The following is an 18,904-nucleotide window of genomic DNA, read 5'->3' as shown; positions in this document are numbered from 1 at the left end:
GGGCGATGCTGGCCGCCGAGCCGCAGCGCTACTCCGCCAGCGCCAGCCAGCGCTGTGCCTGCAGCACCACCGGCCGGTCTATCATGCGGCCGTCCAGCTGCAGGGCCGCACCGCCGGCCGCCGCGTCCGCCTCGACCACGCGGCGGGCCCAGGCCAGCTCGGCGCTGCCGGGCCGCAGGCCCGCATGCACGCCGTCGATCTGGCGCGGATGGATGCACAGCTTGGCGCCAAAGCCGTAGCGTCGCGCGCGCTGGCAATCGGCCAGCAGGCGCTCGGCATCGTCGGTCTGCACGGTCACGCCATCGATGGCCGGCGCCAGGCCGGCCAGCCGCGTCTGCATCGCCAGCGCAAAGCGCAGCGGCGCCAGCTCGGCCTCGTCGGCGCCGCAGCTGATGCCGGTATCGGCCATGAAGTCGATATGACCCAGCACCAGGCGCAGCACGCCGGGCGCAGTGGCGATCTCGGCCAGGGCCTGCCAGCCGCGCGCTGACTCGATCAGGGGCAGAAGGGGCAAGGGGCAGGCCTTTGCCAGCCGCGCCAGCGCCAGCGCCGACTCGACCTTGGGGCACATCACGCCGGCCAGCCCCGGCAGGCGCGCCAGCAGCGCCAGGTCCAGCGGCCAGTCGGCGCCGCCCTCGGCATTGATGCGCAGCAGCAGGGGCCGGCCCTGGACCTGCAGCTGCGGCCACTGCGCCGCGATGTCCAGACGGGCCGCCGCCTTGTCGGCCGCCGGCACGGCGTCTTCCAGATCGAGGATCACGGCATCGGCGCCGCTGGCCAGGGCCTTGGCAAAGCGCTCGGGCCGGTTGCCGGGCACGAACAGCAGGCTGCGCACCTGGGCCAGCGGGCGCGCTCGCAGGCCGGTGTTCATCGCCCGCCCTCCAGGCCCAGCTCGCGCAGGATGGCCTCGTTGTGCTCGCCCAGCGCTGGAATGGCCTCCATGCGCGGGCTGTAGGCCGCATTGGCGCCCGGCGGCAGCAGCGCCTTGATCGGGCCGGCCGGCGAGTCGACCTCGGTCCAGCGCTGGCGGGCGGCCAGCTGCGGGTGCGCCCACAGCTCAGCCATGCTGTTGACATCGGCATTGGCGATCTGGGCGCGGTCCAGGCGTTCGCGCAGCTGGCTGCTGCTCAGCGTCGCGAAGCAGGCCAGGATCAGCGCGCGCAGCTCCTCGCGGTGGCTGTTGCGGGCCGCGTTACTGGCAAAGCGCGGCTCGCCGGCCAGCCCGGGCTGCTCCAGCACCAGCGCGCAAAAGGCCTGCCATTCGCGCTCGTTCTGCAGGCCCAGCATCACGGTGCGGCCGTCGCCGGCCTGGAAGGGACCGTAGGGATAGATGGTGGCGTGGGCGGCCCCCAGGCGCGGCGGCGGGCTCGCGCCCTGGTAGGCGTAGTACAGCGGATAGCCCATCCACTCGCTCAGCGCCTCCAGCATAGACACATCGATGTGCGAGCCCTCGCCGGTCCTGGCGCGCAGCAGCAGGGCCGAGAGAATGTTGGTGTAGGCATACATCGCGGCGGCGATGTCGGCGATCGAGGCGCCGGCCTTGACCGGATCCTCGGGCGTGCCGGTGACCGACAGAAAGCCGGCCTCGGCCTGGATCAGCAGGTCATAGGCCTTGCGGTCGCGGTAGGGGCCGTCGTTGCCATAGCCCGAGATGTCGCAGACGATCAGGCGCGGGTAGCGCCGGCGCAGCGTCGCGGCATCCAGGCCCAGCCGCGCGGCAGCGCCCGGCGCGAGGTTCTGCACGAACACGTCGGCCTTGGCCAGCAGGGCCTGCATCACGGCATCGGCGGCCGGGCTCTTCAGGTCCAGCGCCAGGCTTTCCTTGGAGCGATTGACCCAGACGAAATGCGAGCATTGCCCGGCCACCCGGCTGTCGTAATGGCGGGCGAAGTCGCCGTCGCCGGCGCGCTCCACCTTGATGACCCGCGCCCCCTGGTCGGCCAGCTGGCGGGTGCAGAACGGCGCGGCAATCGCGTGCTCGAGCGAGACGACGGTGATGCCATCGAGCGGGCGGGGGCGTTCGGTGCTCATGATGGGCGGCCCCTCAGTCGATCTTGGCGCCGGAGCTCTTGACGAGCTTGCCCCAGCGGGCGATGTCTTCCTGCAGCAGCGCGGCGAACTGGGCCGGCGTCGCGCTGGCCAGCTCCACCCCCTGGGCGCTCAGTGCGGCACGGGTCTCGCCATGCTGCAGCACGCTGGCCATCGCCTCGCCGAGGCGGCGCTCCACCTCCGCCGGCACGCCGCGCGGCGCGAACAGCCCCACCCACAGGGTGCCGGCATAGCCCGGCACCTTCTCGCCGATGGCCGGCACCTCGGGCAGGGCCGGCGAGCGCTGCGGCGAGCTCACGCCCAGGGCCAGCAGCCGGCCACTCTTCAGATAGCCCAGCACCGAGGGCAGGCTGGCGAAAGCCATCGGCACCTGGCCGCCGATCACATCGGTCAGCGCGGGCGCCACGCCCTTGTAGGGGATGTGCTGGATGTCCAGGCCACCCATGCTGTTGAGCATCTCGCCCAGCAGATGGTTGAGCGTGCCGTTGCCGGCCGAGGCGTATTGATAGACGCCGGGCTTGGCCTTCACCAGCTTCAGGAAATCGTCCAGGTTCTTGGCCGCGAAACCGGGTGTCACCACCAGCACATTGGGCACCGAGCCGACCAGCGCGATCGGCACGAAGTCCTTCACCGGGTCGAAGCCCGGCGATTTGTAGACCGCCGGGTTGATGGCCTGGCTGCTGCTGATGGTCATCAAGAGCGTGTAGCCGTCCTTGCTGGCCCGGGCCGCCAGCTGGGTGCCGATATTGCCGCCCGCCCCGACCCGGTTCTCCACCACCACCGTGCCCTTGAGCGTCTCGCCCAGGCGCTGGCCGACGATGCGGGCCACGATGTCGTTCGTGCCGCCGGCATTCTGCGGCACGATCAGGGTGATGGGCTTGGCCGGGTAGTCGCTGGCCAGCGCCACGCCGCCGCACAGGCCCAGCAGGGCCGCGCACAGCGTGCGACGCATCAGTTGGTGGGATGTCATGGCTTGTCTCCGTGTCTCGGTGGGGTTGGAATGCCAGGATCTTGGCCGCTGCCGGCCTGCGCAACAATGCCAATGTTTGGAGACAAGGCTTCCGATTTCCGGAAGCCAGGAGCGCCGGAGACCTCTGCGATGCGTCTGAGCCTGAGCGATCTGCGTCTGTTCGTCGTGGTGGCCGAGCAGGCCAATCTGACCCATGCCGCCGCGCTGGTTCATCTGTCGCTGACGGCCACCAGCACCCGCATCCGCGCGATCGAGGAGCAGGCCGGCATGGCTCTGCTGGAGCGGCAGGCGCGGGGCGTGCGGCTGACGCCGGCCGGCGAAGCCTTCGCCCACCACGCCAGGCTGATGCTGCAGCAGGCCGAGTCGCTGCGCGCCGAGCTGCAGGAGTATGGCGGCGGCCTGCAGGGCCATGTGCGGGTGTTCGCCAACACCACGGCGATGACCGAGTTCATGCCCGAGATCCTGGCCGGCTTTCTGACCGCGCAGCCGCGTGTCACCGTGGGGCTGAAGGAGCATGCCAACCACGAGATCGCGCGCGGCGTGCGCGAGGGCCGGGCCGATCTGGGCATCGCGGCCGGGGCCGTCGATCCGCAGGGGCTGGACGCCTTCCACTTCGCCACCGACCGCCTGGTGCTGGTCTGCGCGCGCCGCCATCGGCTGGCGCGGCGCGCCAAGGTGGCGCTGGCCGAGGTGCTGGGCGAGGCCTTTGTCGGCATGCACGAGGACAGCACGATCGCGCGCTTCCTGACCCGCGTGGTCGAGGAGATGGGCATGGCGGCACCGAAGCTGCGCGTCCAGGTCAGTAGCTTCGATGCGATGTGCCGCATGGTTGAGGCCGGTGTCGGCCTGGGGCTGGCGCCGGAATCGGCGGCGCAGCGTCATCAGGCCGCCGGCATGGGCATCGCGCTGGTGGCGCTGAAGGACGACTGGGCGCTGCGCCAGCGCTATCTGCTGACCCGCCAGGGCCAGCGCCTGCCGGCCTATGCCCATGAGCTGATCGCGCGCATCTGCACGCACCACGGGACGGTGTGGCCGGGTCCGGTCCGGCCCTAGCGTCGGGCCAGGGCCCCAGGACTCAGGCCGGACTCAGCGCCGCCGGCACCGTGTCCGACAGGTCCTTCAGACTGCCCTGCCGTATCAGCGCCTCCCAATGCCCGGGCCGTTCCGGCCGGCCGTAGAGATAGCCCTGCAGGCCCTGCACGCCCAGCGCCTGCAGGAACAGCAGCTGCGGCACGGTCTCGACCCCCTCGGCCACCACCTGCAGCCGCAGGCTGTGGGCCAGCGACACCACCGAGCGCACGACCCGCTCGCGCCGCGCGTCGCCGGGCAGGCTGCGCAGAAAGCTGCGGTCTATCTTCAATACATCGATGGGCAGATCCACCAGCTTGGCCAGCGAGGAATAGCCGGTGCCGAAGTCATCGATGGCAATGCGAAAACCGGCCTCGTGCAGGCGCTGCAGCTGCTGCAGCGCCTGGGCCGGCTGGCGCGCCAGCGCCGACTCGGTGACCTCCAGCTCCAGCTGCGCCGGCGGCACGCCGTGGCGGGCCAGGCCGGCCTGCAGGATGGCGAACAGCTCATCCCGCTCCAGATCGCGGGCCGAGAGATTGACCGCCAGATGGCAGCGCTCCACCGGCAGGCCCTGGGTCCGCCACTGCGCCAGCTGGGCGCAGGCCGCGTCGATCACCCAGTCGCTGATGCCGCCCACCAGGCCGCAGGCCTCGGCCACCGGGATGAAGTCCACCGGCGAGACCGCGCCCAGCACCGGGCTGGTCCAGCGCACCAGGGCCTCGAAGCCCAGCAGCTGGCCATCGGGGCGCAGCTTGGGCTGGTAGAGCAGGTGCAGCTGCTGGCCGGCCAGCGCCTGCGGCAGCTCGGCCTCGATGGCCATGCTGCGCGCCACCGCCCGCGCGGTGGCGGCGTTCAGCAGCACCAGGCCGTCATGGGTCTCGCGCCAGCGCGGGTCCTGCCCCATGTCCAGCGCCAGCTCGGCGCAGCGCAGCAGCTCGGCACCGTCGGCACCGGGCTGGCGCGCCAGCAGATCGGCGCTGGTCACCAGGCCGAAGGCCAGCTCCAGCGCCACGCTCTGCTGAGCCGCCTGGCCATGCTGAGGCAGCCGTGCGCGCAGGCCGGCCACCAGCGCCAGCACCGCGGCCTCGTCCAGCGAGTCGGCCGCCAGCGGCAGCAGCAGCGCGATCACCGAGCCGCGCACCCGCGCCGCCCGGGCCCCGGCCGGCAGCACAGCTCGCAGCTGGCGCACGAAATGCCGCAGCAGCTCGTCGCCGGCGGCGACGCCGTAGCGCGCATTGAGCTGGCGCAGATTGCACAGGCGCAGCGTAAGCAGCGCCAGCGGCGGCGCGGCGCCCGTGCAGCAGGCCTGAAGCCTGCGGATGCAATGGCCGCGGTTGGGCAGGCCGGTCAGCGGGTCGTGCCAGGTGGCCCAGGCCTCGCGGCGCACCGAGCCGCGCAGCTGGGCCTCGGTGCGGCGCATGCCGTCCACCAGGCGGAACACCGCCAGCGGCAGGCACAGATTGAAGAACATGAACAGCGCCGCATGCACGTAGAACAGCGAGCCCGGCAGCCGCACCTGCTGCTGCGGCAGCTGCGGCGCCTGGAAGCCGCTGACCGCCAACAGGAAGAACAGACTGTTGAACAGCATCAGCGCCAGCCCGAGCCGCCAGCTCAGCAGCAGGCCCGCGACCATCGGCGTCATATAACTGACCACATAGCCCAGGCGCGAGAGCTCGGGCTGGCTGCCGGTGGAGACGGTGATGCCCAGCCCGGCCATATAGATGGCCGCCAGCAGCAGCAACACCCCGCCCCGGCTGCGCTGGCGCGCGCGGCCAATCGATGCGCCCAGCAGGCCCAGCACCAGCAGCACGATCACCACCGCCCAGGGCTTGCCCAGGCGCAGCGCCAGCACCGCGCTGTGCAGCCCGACCCCGGCGCCCAGCACCGCGCAGGCCAGCAGCATCACGCGCAGCGCGCTGAGCTGCACATCGGCCGGGCCGGCGCGGCCGGGCGCCGGCTCGGCCATCACCCAGGCGCGCAGGCGCCCCGCCAACAACAGGATCCAGGAGCTCGCAGCGGTCATAGGGTGCACCGGGGGCACCACGACCAGGCCCGGTCAAGACCTGGCCCCTCACGCGGCCCACCCGATCAATTCGGTATGTGTTCTGTTGCTGACAACGGTGTCATTGGCGCCAATATATCAAGACCCGACCCTCGGCGGCACCCCGTGCTCGGGGGCTGTGGTCTCAGGGCAGCGCCGCGAGGAAAGCGCTGGGCCGGGCGGCCGGCACCATCAGGCTCAGGCGCTGGCGGGCCCGGGTCACGGCCACATAGAAGAGATTGCGCTCGTCGGCCAGCTCGGCGCGGGCCTGCGGAAACACGCCCTGCTCCAGATAGGGCAGCAGCACATGCTCGAATTCCAGGCCCTTGACATGGGCGGCGCTGGCCAGCGTGATGGCCGGCAGCGCCAGCTTGTTGGAGCGCACCTTGCCGGCCGCATGCTCGGCCAGGCGCTGGGCATTGGCCTCGTCCAGCGCCTGCAGCCGGCGGAAGAACTCGAGCACCGAGTCCTGCTGGCGCGCCGCCGCCAGCAGGCCCTGCATATGGCGCTGCACCTCGTCGCGGCGCTGCTGCTCGACGAAGACCGCACGGGCAAAGGCCGGCATGTCCAGCGCGGCCAGAAAAGCCTCGAAACCCTCGCCCTGGCGCGCGCTGGCCAGCGCCAGCTCCAGGCGGCGACGCACCGGCGCCGGCGAGCGCGCCATCACATGGCCGCTGAACAGGCTCTCGATCACGCGCTCGCTCTCGGCCGCATGGCCGGCGGCCTCGCGCACAAAGGCATCGGCCGATTCGTGGTCGGGGTCGTCCTCGTCGACGATACGGGCCTGTGTCATCTCGAACAGCGCGGCCGGGATCAGCGCGCGCGTCGCGGCGCCGCCCAGCGTGTCGAGCCGGCCGCTGGCGATCGCGTAGACGCTGCGCACGAACAGCACCTCGGGGCGCTGCAGATAGCTGCCGAAGCCCATGAAGCGGTGGGGGATGCCGTGGGCATGCAGCGCGTTCTCGATCAGCACCGATTGCGACTCGTGGCGCAGCAGCACCGCGCAGCTGGCGTACACCGCCTCGCGGCGCTGCTCGCGGCGCCAGCGCTGCAGCGCGGCCACCAGCACCTCCTCGCAACTGGGCTGGTCGGGCTCGCCGGGGCCGCCATAGCTCAGGGTCTGCAGCTCGGTGCTGCGCTCGGCGGCCGCGCGCACCGGCTTGCCGGTGTGCCGGCTCATCCAGCCGGCCACGCTGGCGCCGTAGCGGAAGCTCTGGCTCAGCGGCAGGCGCTGCACGCTGCGGCCGGTTTCCTGGTCCAGGGCCTGACCCATGAAGCGGGCATCGGCGCCGCTGTGCTGGTGGATGACCTGGTGGCGGTCGCCGACGGCACAGAACAGCGGCGCCGGCTCGCGCCTGAGCAAGGCCTTCAGGATCGTGAACATGGCCTCGTTGCAGTCATGCATCTCGTCGACGAAGAGCTCGTCGAAATCGCCCAGCGGCAGCGCCGGCGTGTCGGGGTCGAGCAGCAGCCGGGCCAGGTCGTAGCTGGCGTCCAGCGGGCCGCGGAACAAGGGATGGTCCTCGCCGGCCGGCCAGCGCAGCGCCTCGTAGCTGCGCAGCATGCGCAGCAGGCCATAGTCCAGGCCCAGTTCGTCGGCGGCGTAGTCGGGGCTGTCGCCGCTGTCGGCCGGGTGCAGCTCCAGCAAGAGCCGGCCCTTGATGCCCTCGATGCGGCGCAGGAACTGGCCGACATAGGCATCGCTGCCATAGGTGGGGGGATTGAGTTCCTCGGGGTAGCGCTCTACGGGATTGTCGGCGGCGTCGGCGACGGCCTGCCAGACATGGGGCTTGAGCTGCTCGGGCCGGCTCAGCGACTGCACCGGGCGGCGCGCATCGCGGCCCTCCAGCCGCTTCAGCACGGCCGTGGCATAGGCATCGCAGCTCTCGATGCGCAAGGCAGCCAGCGGCTCGGGCGCCACGCCGATCAGGCGCAGGGTCTGGCGCAGCGCCAGCACCGCCGTGGGCGTGAAGGTCAGCGCCAGCATGGAGCGCGGGTCGGTGCCCAGCGCCAGCGACTCGGCGATGCGCAGCGCCAGCGTGCTGGTCTTGGCCGCGCCGGCGGCCGCCTCGATCAGCAGGGTCGGCTGGGCCGAGGTCTGGATGCGCAGCTGCTCCTCGGTCGGCGCGAAGGCCTGGGTGACAAAGCGGGCGGTTTTTGGGAGGCTCAAGCGGGCGACCTGTTCAGCACTTCGGGGTTCAGCGCGGTCGGCGGCGTGCCACCGCTGAGCGCCGCGATCAGATTGTCGACGGCCAGATGGCTCATCGCGCGCCGGGTCGGGATCGAGGCGCTGGCGATATGCGGGGTCAGCACCACATGGCGCGCGGCCAGCAGGTCGGCATGCACCTGGGGCTCGCCCTCGAACACATCCAGGCCCGCTGCGGCGATCGTGCCGGCCGCCAGCGCGCGCGCCAGCGCGGCGTCGTCGACCACGCCGCCGCGGGCGATATTGGTCAAGGTCGCGCTCGGCTTCATCAGCGCCAGCTCGCGCTCGCCGACCATATGGTGGGCCGCCGGGCTGTAGGGCACGACGATGATCAGATGGTCGGCCCGCCGCAGCAGCTCGTCCTTCTCGACCCATTGCGCGCCCAGCGGCGCGGCGATCTCGGGGGCCAGCTGCGAGCGGTTGTGATAGATCACCGGCATGCCGAAGCCCAGATGGCCGCGCCGTGCGATCGCCTGGCCGATGCGGCCCATGCCCAGGATGGCCAGCGTCGCGCCATGCACATCGCTGCCGGCGAACATGTCATAGCTCCATTTGCTCCACTCGCCACGGCGCAGGAAATGCTCGCTCTCGGTGATGCGGCGGGCCGTGGCCATCATCAGCGCAAAGCCGAAGTCGGCCGTGGTCTCGGTCAGCACATCGGGCGCATTGCTGACCAGCACGCCGCGCGCGCTGCAGGCCGGCACATCGATATTGTTGTAGCCCACCGCCATCGTGCAGACCGCGCGCAGGTCCGGGCAGGCGTCCAGCAGCCGCGCGTCGATCTTCTCGGAGCCGGTGATGTAGACGCCGGCCACGCCCTGCAGGCGCTCGATCAGCTGGTCCTGCGACCAGACCTCGTCGGCCTCGTTGCTCTTGACATCGAAATGCGCGCGCAGCCGCTCGACGACGTCGTCGAAGGTCTTGCGCGCCACCAGCACCTTGGGCTTGTCAGTCATCGTCTTGTCTCCTGTGGATAGGCCCGCGTCAGCGGAACCAGATGAAACTCATCAGCACGAACAGCGGGACCAGCACCGCGCCGGACCAGGCCATATAGCCAAAGAAGCTGGGCATCTTGATGCCGCGATCCTCGGCAATCGCCTTGACCATGAAGTTGGGGGCGTTGCCGATATAGCTGTTGGCGCCCATGAAGACCGAGCCGGCCGAGATCGCGGCCAGGGTCGGTGCCAGCGTCGTCATCAAGGCCTGCGGGTCGCCGCCGGCCAGATTGAAGAACACCAGATAGGTGGGTGCATTGTCGAGGAAGGACGACAGCACCCCGCTGAACCAGAAATAGGCCCAGGGCAGCGGCTGGCCGTCGGGGCCGGTCACCGCGCGCGCGACGGCCGCGAACGCGCCCTGCTCGCCGGCCTTGAGCATCGCCAGCACCGGGATCATGGTCAGGAAGATGCCGATGAAGAGCTTGGCCACCTCCTGCATCGGGGTCCAGGAGAACTGGTTCTTCTCGCGCAGGGCGCGGGGCGTGATCGCCAGCGACCAGGCTGTCACGGCCAGCAGGCCCGCGTCGCGCAGCAGGGCCTGCAGCTCCAGCTCGGTGCCGAGGATGCTGAAGGCGATGCCGGGCTTCCACAGGCCGCTCATCAGCACCAGCGCGACGACGAGCGCCAGCGGCAGGAAGTTGATGCCGCCCTCGATGCCGAAGCCGGGAGTATCGGGGGTCGGGTCTTGCCGGGTGACGCCTTCGCGGCGGTACCAGTAGCTGTCGATCAGATAGAAGATCAGCAGCAGCGCGGCGATCAGCGACAGGGTTTCGGGGAAGATGTGGCGGGCGGTCCAGAAGAAGTCCACCCCCTTCAGAAAGCCCAGGAACAACGGCGGATCACCCAGCGGCGTCAGCGAGCCGCCGGCATTGCTGACGATGAAGATGAAGAACACCAGCACATGGGCGACATGGCGGCGGTTGTCATTGGCCCGTATCAACGGCCGCACCATCAGCATCGAGGCACCGGTCGTGCCCATCACGCTGGCCAGCGCCGCACCGATCAGCATCAGCCCCACGTTCAGGCCCGGGCTGCCGTGCAGATTGCCGCGCACAAAGATGCCGCCGGCGGTGGTGAACAGCGCGCACAGCAGGATGATGAAGGGCAGGTACTCGGCCACCAGGGTGTGGGCCAGCACGCCGGCCGTGGCGCCCAGGCCCTGCGTCGCGGCAAAAGGCAGCAAGAAAGCCAGCGCCCAGGCGGCGGCGATCTTGCCGTAGTGGTGGTGCCAGATCCTGGGCAGGGCCAGCGGCATGATGGCGATCGACAGCAGCATGCCGGCGAAGGGGATGCCCCAGAGCGCGCCGAAGGCGCGGCCGTCAAGATCGGCCGCCTGGGCCAGCGGGGTCAGCAGGGCCAGGCCCAGCGCAGCGAGCCGTCGCATGGGTCCTAATCTTCGATGAAGCGGGTGAAGCCGGCCACCGGCTCGCGCTCGGTGATCAGGCTGTTCTCGGTGGCGGCCGGGTCGGCATGGCCCAGCGACATGCCGCAGACCAGCATCTGGGTCGGCTTGAGCTGCAGCTCCTCGGCGATGACGCGGTGGAACTGCGTGAAGGCCGCCTGCGGGCAGGTGTGCAGGCCGCGGCCGCGCGCGGCGATCATGATGTTCTGCAGAAACATGCCGTAGTCCAGCCAGCTGCCCTGCTGCATCACCCGGTCTATCGTGAACATCAGGGCCACCGGTGCGTCGAAGAAGCTGTAGTTGCGGCCATGCTGCTCATGCATGCGGACCTTGTCGCCCTTGGCGATGTTCAAGAGGCCGTACAGATCCCAGCCGACCTTGCGGCGCCGGTCGATATAGGGCGAGGCCCATTCGCGCGGATAGTAGGCGTACTCCTCGCTGTGGGTGGCCAGCTCTTCCGGGTCGTCGTAGACGGCCAGGATGCGCTCGGACAGGCGCTGCCGGGCCACGCCGGTCAGCACATGGACCTGCCAGGGCTGGGTGTTGGTGCCCGACGGTGCGCGCGAGGCCACCCGCAGAATGTCCTCGACGAGCTCGCGCGGCACCGGGGTCGGCAGGAAGGCGCGCATCGAATGGCGGCTCTCGATGGCCGCATCGACCGCAGCGGCGGCCTCGGGCGAGGGTTTGTCAAACAGGCTCATGGGCTCAGTCCTTGCAGGGCTTGAAGGTAGGGGGCCGGCAGCTCGGCTACCGGGCGACGTGTCTCGCGGTCCACATAGACATGGACGAAATGGCCGCGCGCCGCGCAGAGCTCGGCGCCCTCGGCGAACAGGCCGATCTCGTAGCGCACGCTGGAGCGGCCGCGCTGGCTCACGCGCAGGCCGGCGTCGATCGCCTGCGGAAAGGCCAGCGAGTCGAAGAAATTGCAGTGAGTCTCGACCACCAGGCCGATCACCGCGCCGCCATGGAGGTCCAGCGCGCCGGCGGCGATCAGGTACTGGTTGACGGCCGTGTCGAACAGGCTGTAGTAGACGACGTTGTTCAGATGGCCGTAGATGTCGTTGTCCATCCAGCGGGTGCCCAGACGGACAAACTGGGCATAGGCCTGGCGGCCCTCGGCCTTAAGTCGGTTCTCGCTCATGGCCCGCATTCTTTCATCTGCCGGCGCGCCACTGCGCCCAGCTGTGCGCCGCCTCGCTCAGGGTATTCACCTGCACGGCCACCGTGGTGTTCAGGTCATGGCCATAACCACCGGCCATGCTCAGCGCCACCGGAATGCCGCGCTCGCGCAGCTGCTGCAGCACGCGGCGGTCGCGCTCGCGCAGGCCGGCCTCGCTCAGCTTGAGCCGGCCCAGGCGGTCGCCCTCGTGCGGATCGGCGCCGGCCAGATAGAAGGCCAGCTGCGGCGTGCAGCGGCGCCAGACCTGGTCCAGGGCCTGGTCCAGCGCGGCCAGATAGGGCTGGTCGCTGCAGCCATCGGGCAGCTCGACATCCAGATCGCTGGCCTCCTTGCGGAACGGGAAGTTCTTGGCCCCGTGCATCGAGAAGGTGAACACCGACTCGTCGTCTCGGAAGATCGCCGCCGTGCCATTGCCCTGGTGCACGTCCAGATCGATCACAAGCACGCGCAGCAGCCGGCGCTGGCTGCCATGCCATTCGGCCTGCATCAGCCGCGCGGCGACGGCCACATCATTGAACACGCAATAGCCACTGCCCTTGTCGGCATAGGCATGGTGGGTGCCGCCGGCCAGATTGGCCGCCACGCCCTCGGTCAGTGCGGCGCGCGCGGCCATGATGGTGGCGCCCACCGAGCGGCGCGAGCGCTCGGCCATCGTGGGCGACCAGGGAAAGCCGATCTCGCGCTGCTGGGCGGCCGTGAGCCGGCCCAGCAGCACCGCGTCCATATAGTCGGGCGTGTGAACCAGGGCCAGCTCGCCCTCGCTGGCGGCCTCGGCCGGCACCAGCCGCAGCGGGCCGGGATCGCGCTCCAGCCGCTCGCGCAGCATCCGGTACTTGGACTGCGGGAAGCGGTGGCCCGGCGGCAGGGCCAGGCTGTGGGCGTCGGCGTGAAAGGCTTGCATCGGCAGCGACGATAGCGGTTTTGGCCTCACCGCGTCGCCCGGGCGTCACGCCCCGGTCATGCGCCGGCCCGATGCTGTGCCGGACGGCGGATTTAGGAATAGCCCTCTACTTTGCTGCAGTGCAACAAATAACGCTTGCAATCATTCGCCGCCGCCCTATACTTCGTTTCATGTTGCGGTGCAGCAAAAGTACACGGCAACACCGGATGCAAGTTCGTATCCACCTGACATCAACCCGTCTTTAGGAGCCAATCCATGCTGACCGCAGAACAAGTTTTCGCCGCCCACAAAGCCAATGTCGAGACCCTGTTCGGTCTCACCAACAAGGCCTTCGAAGGCGTTGAGAAGTTGGTGGAACTGAACTTGCAAGTCGCCAAGACCGCGCTGGGCGAAGCCGCCGAGACCACCACCGCCGCGCTGTCGGTCAAGGACGCTCAAGAGCTGCTGGCCCTGCAATCCACGCTGCTGCAGCCGAGCGCCGAGAAGGCCGCTTCCTACAGCCGTCATCTGTATGACATCGCTGCCGCCACCAATGCCGAAGTCGCCAAGGTGGCCGAAGCCCAGCTGGCCGATGTGCAGAAGAAGTTCGCCGCCGTCGTCGACAGCGCCGCCAAGAACGCCCCCGCCGGCACCGAGAGCGCCGTCGCTCTGGTGAAGTCGGCCGTGGCCGCCGCCAGCAACGCTTTCGAGTCGGTCCAGAAGGCCGCCAAGCAAGCCGCTGACGTCGCCGAAGCCAACTTCCAGACCGTCACCAACTCGGCGGTCAAGGCCACGCAAACGGCGGCCCGCAGCGCCAAGCGCGCTTCCTGATTTCTTCAGTTGTCTCCTCGGCACCCATCGCAAGCGCGGCTTGCCAAGTGCCCTTCAAACCCGGTGCCTGCACCGGGTTTTTTTACGTCCGGCGCGGCCTGCTGTCAGTCCGGTGTGATGCCCAGCCCCTCCAGCTGGTCGGCCACCAGCTCCAGGCGCAGCAGCGGATTCTCCAGCTGCATCAGGCGCTGCTTCTCGTCGGCCGGCAGCGGCAGCAGCTCGCACCAGCGATTGGCCAGCCAGCCGCAGTCGTTCCATAGATAGGGCGGCTGGATCGGCAGCTCGGCCGCCGCCGCGCCCAGCTCCAGCCGGTGCAGCAGGCCCTGCAGCAGGCGCGCCGCCGGCCTCAGGTCGGCCGGCACCGGCACCGCGCCGTCCTCATTGATCAGCTCGGCCTCACCCATCCACAAGCCATGCGGCAGGCACTCGCTGCTGTGCAGCCTGAAGCGCTGGCCGCCGCGGCACAGGATCTGCATCAACCCGGGCTGTGGGCGCTCGAACAGGCCGATATGGGCCAGCGTGCCAATCTCCTGGAAGCGTTCGCGCACAAAACCGCCGTCGTCCGACCCGCTGGCGCGCTGGCGTACCTCGCCGCCGTCGATCAGGGCCACAACGCCGAAGGGCTCCCCTCGCTCATGGCAGCGCTTGACCATGTCCAGATAGCGCGGCTCGAAGATGCGCAAGCCCAGCCGTCCGTCCGGGAACAGCAGGGACTGCAGGGGAAACAGCGGAATTTGCATGGTGGCGCCAGCATAGCCGGCCGGGCAGGCCCGCGTGCGGCGCCACCCATTCCGGGGACAAAAGAGCGGCCAAGGCCGGCGCGAGCTGACGCATCATCGAAGGCGTCGACAGGGGAGAACAAGAATCAACCGTTCCCAGGTCCACCATGTGCCCGTCTTTGCTTGCCGTTCGCCGGCTTGGCCCGATCCTCTCGGGCTTGTTGTTGTCGCTGCTGTGCGGCGCCGCGCTGGGCGCCGACCCGTTGATCGCCGTCGAGGACGACTGGCCGCCCTATGCCTCACAGGGGCCGAACGGCGAGCCGCAGGGCTTCGCGGTCCGGCTGGTGCAGGCCGCGTTCGCGACCCAGGGTGTCGCGGTGCGCCTGCAGGCCGTGCCCTTCGCCCGGTGCATGCGCTACGCCAGCGACGGCCAGGCGGCCGGCTGCTTCAACGCCACCATCACGGCCGAGAACCGGCCGCTCTACCACTGGCACGAGCCGGCGATGTTCGAGGAGGAGCTGGCCATCTTCGCGCGCGCCGATGCGCCGGCCACCGAGCTGGCTCTGGCCGATCTGCGCGGCACCAGCGTCGGCTACACCAATGGCTACACCTACCCGACCGAGTTCATGCGCGACCCCTTGATCAAGCGCCAGGCCGCCACCTCGGACCAGCTGCTGCTGCGCATGCTGGTCAGCAAACGGGTCGACTACATCCTGCTCAACACCATGCCCGGCCTGCTGCGCATCCGCGCCAGCCCGGAGCTGGACGGCAAGGTCAAGCGCGTCGGCCGCCTCTCGCTGGACGGCTTCTGGATCGCCTTCTCGAAAACCCATCCGCAGGGCGAGCAGCTGGCGCGGCAGTTCGGCCAGGGCCTGCAGGAGCTGCGCCGCAACGGCAGCTACCAGCGCATGCAGGCCGAGTTCAGGCGCGAGCTGGGCTTGCGCTGAGTCGGGTGGCTCAGCGGGTCTTGGCCTCGATGCGCTGGCGCAGCTGCGGCAGCAGGGCCTGCGCCGCCTCGCGCCCGACCTGGATGGCGCGCCGGCGCGCGGTGAAGTCGGCGCTGCCTATGCCCAAGAGCCGGGGCTGCAGCACCAGATCAGCCTCGCGCAGCTCATAGCTGTTGATGCTGCGGCTCATGATGGCAAAGGTCTGCAGCAGCATGCGCATCGCATCGCCCAGCGGCTTGTCCTCTGGCGGCGAGATGATGTCCACCGCGATCACCAGGTCCGCCCCCATCTGGCGCGCATAGCGCACCGGCACCGGCGCCACCAGCCCCCCGTCCACATACTCGCGCCCGGCGATCTTGACCGGCTGGAACAGCGCCGGCACCGCGCTGGAAGCGCGCACCGCCGTGCCGGTATCGCCGCTGCGAAACAGCACGCCCGAGCCGTCGGCCAGATCGGTGGCGACGATGCCCAAGGGCATCGCCATCTGCTCGATCGTCCTGTTGCCGGTCTTCTCGCGCATGAAGCGCGCCAGCGCCTCGCCACGTATCAGGCCACGGCCGGGAAAGGCCCAGTCGGTGATCGCGCCCTCGTCCATCGCCTCGGCCAGCGCGGCCATCTGCTTGCCGTTCATGCCGGAGGCGTAGAGCGCGGCCACCAGCGAGCCCGCCGAGGTGCCGGCCACCAGATCCACCTTGATGCCGGCCTCCTCCAGCACCTGGATCACCCCGATATGGGCAAAGCCGCGCGCCGCGCCGCCGCCCAGGGCCAGACCGATGCGAGGAGGCTTGGGCGGCGGCTTGGGGCCGGGCGGGGTCGAGTCGATCGGCGCGGGGGCCGGGGGCGGGGAGGATTGAAAGCTGGAGCACGCCGTCAGCGACAGGGCTGCGGCCATGACCAGGCGACGGCGTGAGCGCTCGCGAGCCGACAAGGGATTCAAAGACATCAGGGGATTCTAGGAGGCCACCCGATGTCACCGGGCCGGACTGCCCAGGAAAACACCAAGCACGAGAAAGCCAGCCCAGATGCAAAATTCGGTAACAACAAGGCCGGCATGCGAACCATTGCGCCAGAGCCTCGAGAAGAAAAACATTCAGCGGAGGATTCCCCATGCATGCCCAGCCGGCTCGCTAAGCAGCGACGTCGTCCCACGTTCCCGTCGACACCCTTCCACGCCATTCGCAGGCGGGCGCTAGCCTACCGCTGCTAACAATTTCCCTCACTCTAGAAACCCAGTTCATGACAAAGAAGACCGTCCTCATCCTCGCTGGCACTCTGGCGCTCACCGGCTGCGCCTCCATCGTCAATGACTCCACCCAGCCCATGAGGATCGAGACCAAGAGCAGCTCCGGTCAAGCGGTCGCGGGTGCCGAGTGCAAGATCTCGAACGACTACGGCTCCATCACTGCGAAGTCCGGTGACACAGCCCAGGTGCGACGCTCCAGCAAGGACTTGGACATTACTTGCAAGCACCCTGACAACCCCGAGGCGGTGGCTCGCGCCATCTCGCGTGCCAACGCAGGCCTGGCCGGCAACATCCTGTTTGGCGGCGGCATCGGCGCCATCATCGACCACAACAAGGGCACGGCCTACACCTATCCGACATGGGTGCAGCTGGTGTTCGGCAAGTCGCTGGTGTTCGATCGTTCGGTCGAGAAAGACGGCCAACCCGTGCTGGGCACCGAACCGGCTGTCGCGTCCAAATAATCGCCGCGAGGTCCGGTCGGTCGGGGCCACAATCAGAGCATTCCTGCTCTAGCCGGAGTCCGACATGGCCCTGACCCACGCCAAGCACGGTCAATTGATCGACCTCAAGCCGCTGGCCGATGAGCGCACCGACAGCCCCAGCACCAGCCTGATCAAGACCGGGCAGCTGCAGCTGATGCATGTGGTGCTGCACGCCGGCCAGCAACTGCCCGAGCACAAGGTGGCCGGCGAGATCAGCATCCAGTGCCTGGCCGGGCGGGTGCAGCTGCGCACGCCGGGCATCACGACGCCGCTGACGGCCGGCCAGCTGATCGTGCTGAGTGCCGGCGAGCCCCACGCGCTGGTGGCCGAGCAGGACTGCTGCCTGCTGGTCACGCTGGTGCTCAAACACTGACTAGAAGCTGAAGCCTTCCGGGTAGCGGTGCCAGCCGTCGAAGTCCGGTTTGCCCAGCGGCACGCCGGCCTGACGCAGCAGCGCATAGGCCATGCCCAGATGGAAGAAGAAGTTCGGCAGCGCATAGAGCTGCAGGAACTCCGCCGACTCCAGCTCCAGCCAGGCCTCGCCGGCCTGGGTCCGCAGACGCCGACCGGCCGCGGCGCGCATCGCCGCAGCGTCCAGACTCTCGACAAAGGCCAGCGCGCGCGCCAGACGCGCCTGCAGCTCGGCCAGGCTTGCCGCATCGCCCTGCCCCAGAGCCGGCATCTCGACCCCGGCCAGCGGCGCGCAGGCACGCTGGGCGAAACCGGCCGCCGTGTGGATCTGCTGGGCCAGATTGAACATGCCGGGTGCCAGCCGGGTCTGCAGCAGCGCGGCCTCGCTGCCGCCGGCGGCATCGAGCTGCGCAGCCGCCTTGTCCAGCCAGGCCTGCGCGCGGCGCAGATAGCGGGCCAGCACCGGCACCGCGGCGGCGTAGAGATCAGGAGACGAGCACATGGGACAGAGTGTAGGACGGCCAAGCCCAAGGCTCGGCCACAATGACAGCCATCGCAACCACGTCTGCCGGCATGTCGCAACGCCCCGTCCTTCACCGTCTGGCCATCACCGCCCTGGCCTGGACGCTGGCCCATGCCGCCTGGGGCCAGGCCTTGCCTGCCGACGCACTGGCCAAGCGCTGCTGGCTGTCTCACACGGCCGAGCGCACCGCCGTCGATCTGCGCGAGCCGATGGCCGTGCGCTTTGGCAATCTGCGCGATGGCTATGTGCTGCGCTCGCCCTTCTGGGTCGATTTCGGCATCCGCGGCATGGGCGTGATCCCGGCCGGCAACAAGAACGACCGCGCCGGCCACCATCATCTGCTGATCAACACGCCGCTGCCGCGCAACCATCAGGCCGCCATCCCCTTCTCCGACACGCACAAGCACTTCGGCAAGGGCCAGACCGGCGCCGAGATCAGCCTGCCTGCGGGCAAGCACCGGCTGCGCCTGCTGTTCGCCGACCATGAGCACCGGCCCTACTTCGTCTACAGCCGCGAGATCACGGTGGAGGTCAGCGGAGCCCGCACGGCCGCGCCGCTGAGCATTGACCCCCAGCGCTTCGAGGAGACCTGCGCCGCCTGGTATCAGGACCAGATCAGCGCGCCACGCCCGAGCACGCCGGCGGTCTACATCAGGAACCTGCGCGACCAGGAGCCGGTCGCCAGCCCCTTTGTACTGAGCCTGGGCGTGATCGGGCCCGGCGTCGCGCCGGCCGGACAGAAGATCGCCAACACCGGCCATTTCGCGCTGACCGTGCTGCGCAGCGGCAGCGCGGTGCAGCGCCTGGCGCTCGGCGACGGCCGCACCGAAACCACGCTGGACCTGCCCAAGGGCGACTACGAGATCGAGGCGCGCTTTCTGGACGCCGAGGGTCAGGTCTTGCTGAAGGCCGCGCCGCTGCGCGTCACGGTGAGTCGTCAGGAGCGCTGAGCGG

The 18,904-nt window shown here is 69.6% G+C and carries 19 protein-coding genes; 6 read left to right on the top strand and 13 right to left on the bottom strand.

Annotated elements, in window-relative coordinates; translation table 11 throughout:
- Positions 1-28: 28 nt before the first annotated feature.
- The 3 genes from ABGI63_RS10115 to ABGI63_RS10105 are packed head-to-tail and all read right to left on the bottom strand — an operon-like array spanning position 29 to position 3,019.
- Complete coding sequence (locus ABGI63_RS10115; RefSeq protein ID WP_349742298.1) at positions 29-871, bottom strand: HpcH/HpaI aldolase/citrate lyase family protein; 843 nt, start codon at positions 869-871, stop codon at positions 29-31.
- The gene (locus ABGI63_RS10110; RefSeq protein ID WP_349742297.1) at positions 868-2,031 is read right to left on the bottom strand and encodes a CaiB/BaiF CoA transferase family protein; all 1,164 of its coding nucleotides are present in this window, start codon (positions 2,029-2,031) and stop codon (positions 868-870) included. The genes ABGI63_RS10115 and ABGI63_RS10110 overlap by 4 nt, the downstream gene beginning before the upstream one ends.
- 13 nt (positions 2,032-2,044) lie before the next feature.
- Complete coding sequence (locus ABGI63_RS10105) at positions 2,045-3,019, bottom strand: Bug family tripartite tricarboxylate transporter substrate binding protein (protein WP_349742296.1); 975 nt, start codon at positions 3,017-3,019, stop codon at positions 2,045-2,047.
- 129 nt (positions 3,020-3,148) lie between these two features.
- On the opposite strand from ABGI63_RS10105, the gene ABGI63_RS10100 reads away from it, so the two are divergent.
- Entirely contained in the window at positions 3,149-4,072 is a 924-nt protein-coding gene (locus ABGI63_RS10100; protein WP_349742295.1) for a LysR substrate-binding domain-containing protein, read from the top strand.
- A gap of 22 nt (positions 4,073-4,094) precedes the next feature.
- Here ABGI63_RS10100 and ABGI63_RS10095 read toward each other — a convergent pair whose 3' ends face one another.
- The 7 genes from ABGI63_RS10095 to ABGI63_RS10065 all read right to left on the bottom strand — a co-directional run bounded on the left by ABGI63_RS10095 (position 4,095) and on the right by ABGI63_RS10065 (position 12,815).
- Positions 4,095-6,110 carry a putative bifunctional diguanylate cyclase/phosphodiesterase gene (locus tag ABGI63_RS10095; RefSeq protein WP_349742294.1) on the bottom strand — a complete coding sequence of 672 codons (2,016 nt, stop codon included), beginning with the start codon at positions 6,108-6,110 and terminating at the stop codon, positions 4,095-4,097.
- 163 nt (positions 6,111-6,273) lie between these two features.
- A complete protein-coding gene (locus ABGI63_RS10090) occupies positions 6,274-8,298 on the bottom strand; it encodes a 3'-5' exonuclease (protein ID WP_349742293.1) in 2,025 nt (674 codons plus the stop codon).
- Positions 8,295-9,290, bottom strand: a complete 996-nt coding sequence (locus tag ABGI63_RS10085) for a 2-hydroxyacid dehydrogenase (RefSeq protein WP_349742292.1) — start codon at positions 9,288-9,290, stop codon at positions 8,295-8,297. Before ABGI63_RS10085 ends, ABGI63_RS10090 begins: the two co-directional genes overlap by 4 nt.
- Positions 9,291-9,318: 28 nt before the next feature.
- Positions 9,319-10,716, bottom strand: coding sequence for a sodium:proton antiporter (locus tag ABGI63_RS10080; protein WP_349742291.1), 1,398 nt, complete (start codon positions 10,714-10,716; stop codon positions 9,319-9,321).
- Positions 10,717-10,721: 5 nt separating this feature from the next.
- Entirely contained in the window at positions 10,722-11,435 is a 714-nt protein-coding gene (locus ABGI63_RS10075; protein WP_349742290.1) for a nitroreductase, read from the bottom strand.
- The gene (locus ABGI63_RS10070; RefSeq protein WP_432767392.1) at positions 11,432-11,875 is read right to left on the bottom strand and encodes an acyl-CoA thioesterase; all 444 of its coding nucleotides are present in this window, start codon (positions 11,873-11,875) and stop codon (positions 11,432-11,434) included. Before ABGI63_RS10070 ends, ABGI63_RS10075 begins: the two co-directional genes overlap by 4 nt.
- Positions 11,876-11,888: 13 nt before the next feature.
- Positions 11,889-12,815: a histone deacetylase family protein gene (locus ABGI63_RS10065; RefSeq protein ID WP_349742288.1), complete on the bottom strand. Its 927-nt coding sequence runs from the start codon at positions 12,813-12,815 to the stop codon at positions 11,889-11,891.
- 255 nt (positions 12,816-13,070) lie between these two features.
- On the opposite strand from ABGI63_RS10065, the gene ABGI63_RS10060 reads away from it, so the two are divergent.
- The gene (locus tag ABGI63_RS10060; protein WP_137944515.1) at positions 13,071-13,625 is read left to right on the top strand and encodes a phasin family protein; all 555 of its coding nucleotides are present in this window, start codon (positions 13,071-13,073) and stop codon (positions 13,623-13,625) included.
- Positions 13,626-13,729: 104 nt separating this feature from the next.
- Here the strand turns inward: ABGI63_RS10060 and ABGI63_RS10055 are convergent, their stop codons facing one another.
- Entirely contained in the window at positions 13,730-14,365 is a 636-nt protein-coding gene (locus ABGI63_RS10055) for an LON peptidase substrate-binding domain-containing protein (RefSeq protein ID WP_349742287.1), read from the bottom strand.
- Between the two features lie 197 nt (positions 14,366-14,562).
- Here ABGI63_RS10055 and ABGI63_RS10050 point away from each other — a divergent pair, with 197 nt between their 5' ends.
- A complete protein-coding gene (locus tag ABGI63_RS10050) occupies positions 14,563-15,291 on the top strand; it encodes a substrate-binding periplasmic protein (RefSeq protein WP_349742286.1) in 729 nt (242 codons plus the stop codon).
- 10 nt (positions 15,292-15,301) lie between these two features.
- On the opposite strand, the gene ABGI63_RS10045 is transcribed toward ABGI63_RS10050, so the two are convergent.
- On the bottom strand, positions 15,302-16,234 hold the full coding sequence (locus ABGI63_RS10045; protein ID WP_349742285.1) for a patatin-like phospholipase family protein: 933 nt from the start codon (positions 16,232-16,234) through the stop codon (positions 15,302-15,304).
- 293 nt (positions 16,235-16,527) lie between these two features.
- On the opposite strand from ABGI63_RS10045, the gene ABGI63_RS10040 reads away from it, so the two are divergent.
- Together ABGI63_RS10040 and ABGI63_RS10035 are read left to right on the top strand one after the other, a co-directional pair.
- Positions 16,528-16,995: a hypothetical protein gene (locus ABGI63_RS10040; RefSeq protein WP_349742284.1), complete on the top strand. Its 468-nt coding sequence runs from the start codon at positions 16,528-16,530 to the stop codon at positions 16,993-16,995.
- Between the two features lie 64 nt (positions 16,996-17,059).
- Entirely contained in the window at positions 17,060-17,389 is a 330-nt protein-coding gene (locus tag ABGI63_RS10035) for a cupin domain-containing protein (RefSeq protein WP_349742283.1), read from the top strand.
- Here the strand turns inward: ABGI63_RS10035 and ABGI63_RS10030 are convergent, their stop codons facing one another.
- Positions 17,390-17,929, bottom strand: coding sequence for a DUF1993 domain-containing protein (locus ABGI63_RS10030; RefSeq protein WP_349742282.1), 540 nt, complete (start codon positions 17,927-17,929; stop codon positions 17,390-17,392).
- A gap of 41 nt (positions 17,930-17,970) precedes the next feature.
- Here ABGI63_RS10030 and ABGI63_RS10025 point away from each other — a divergent pair, with 41 nt between their 5' ends.
- Positions 17,971-18,900 (top strand): DUF4399 domain-containing protein, encoded by a 930-nt coding sequence (locus ABGI63_RS10025; RefSeq protein WP_349742280.1) that lies wholly within the window; start codon positions 17,971-17,973, stop codon positions 18,898-18,900.
- Positions 18,901-18,904 lie beyond the last annotated feature (4 nt).

The sequence above is a fragment of the Roseateles cavernae genome, assembly GCF_040187885.1.
Taxonomy (GTDB): domain Bacteria; phylum Pseudomonadota; class Gammaproteobacteria; order Burkholderiales; family Burkholderiaceae_C; genus Roseateles_E; species Roseateles_E cavernae.
Note: the sequence above shows the minus strand (reverse complement) of the source record. Positions and strands in the feature narration are given on the sequence as shown.

What these genes read in the sequence shown, in the direction of transcription:
- ABGI63_RS10115 (WP_349742298.1), bottom strand. Translation starts at nt 871, where the DNA reads ATGAACACCGGCCTGCGAGCGCGCCCGCTGGCCCAGGTGCGCAGCCTG.
- ABGI63_RS10110 (WP_349742297.1), bottom strand. Translation starts at nt 2,031, where the DNA reads ATGAGCACCGAACGCCCCCGCCCGCTCGATGGCATCACCGTCGTCTCG.
- ABGI63_RS10105 (WP_349742296.1), bottom strand. Translation starts at nt 3,019, where the DNA reads ATGACATCCCACCAACTGATGCGTCGCACGCTGTGCGCGGCCCTGCTG.
- ABGI63_RS10100 (WP_349742295.1), top strand. Translation starts at nt 3,149, where the DNA reads ATGCGTCTGAGCCTGAGCGATCTGCGTCTGTTCGTCGTGGTGGCCGAG.
- ABGI63_RS10095 (WP_349742294.1), bottom strand. Translation starts at nt 6,110, where the DNA reads ATGACCGCTGCGAGCTCCTGGATCCTGTTGTTGGCGGGGCGCCTGCGC.
- ABGI63_RS10085 (WP_349742292.1), bottom strand. Translation starts at nt 9,290, where the DNA reads ATGACTGACAAGCCCAAGGTGCTGGTGGCGCGCAAGACCTTCGACGAC.
- ABGI63_RS10080 (WP_349742291.1), bottom strand. Translation starts at nt 10,716, where the DNA reads ATGCGACGGCTCGCTGCGCTGGGCCTGGCCCTGCTGACCCCGCTGGCC.
- ABGI63_RS10075 (WP_349742290.1), bottom strand. Translation starts at nt 11,435, where the DNA reads ATGAGCCTGTTTGACAAACCCTCGCCCGAGGCCGCCGCTGCGGTCGAT.
- ABGI63_RS10070 (WP_432767392.1), bottom strand. Translation starts at nt 11,875, where the DNA reads ATGAGCGAGAACCGACTTAAGGCCGAGGGCCGCCAGGCCTATGCCCAG.
- ABGI63_RS10065 (WP_349742288.1), bottom strand. Translation starts at nt 12,815, where the DNA reads ATGCAAGCCTTTCACGCCGACGCCCACAGCCTGGCCCTGCCGCCGGGC.
- ABGI63_RS10060 (WP_137944515.1), top strand. Translation starts at nt 13,071, where the DNA reads ATGCTGACCGCAGAACAAGTTTTCGCCGCCCACAAAGCCAATGTCGAG.
- ABGI63_RS10055 (WP_349742287.1), bottom strand. Translation starts at nt 14,365, where the DNA reads ATGCAAATTCCGCTGTTTCCCCTGCAGTCCCTGCTGTTCCCGGACGGA.
- ABGI63_RS10045 (WP_349742285.1), bottom strand. Translation starts at nt 16,234, where the DNA reads ATGTCTTTGAATCCCTTGTCGGCTCGCGAGCGCTCACGCCGTCGCCTG.
- ABGI63_RS10040 (WP_349742284.1), top strand. Translation starts at nt 16,528, where the DNA reads ATGACAAAGAAGACCGTCCTCATCCTCGCTGGCACTCTGGCGCTCACC.
- ABGI63_RS10035 (WP_349742283.1), top strand. Translation starts at nt 17,060, where the DNA reads ATGGCCCTGACCCACGCCAAGCACGGTCAATTGATCGACCTCAAGCCG.
- ABGI63_RS10030 (WP_349742282.1), bottom strand. Translation starts at nt 17,929, where the DNA reads ATGTGCTCGTCTCCTGATCTCTACGCCGCCGCGGTGCCGGTGCTGGCC.
- ABGI63_RS10025 (WP_349742280.1), top strand. Translation starts at nt 17,971, where the DNA reads ATGACAGCCATCGCAACCACGTCTGCCGGCATGTCGCAACGCCCCGTC.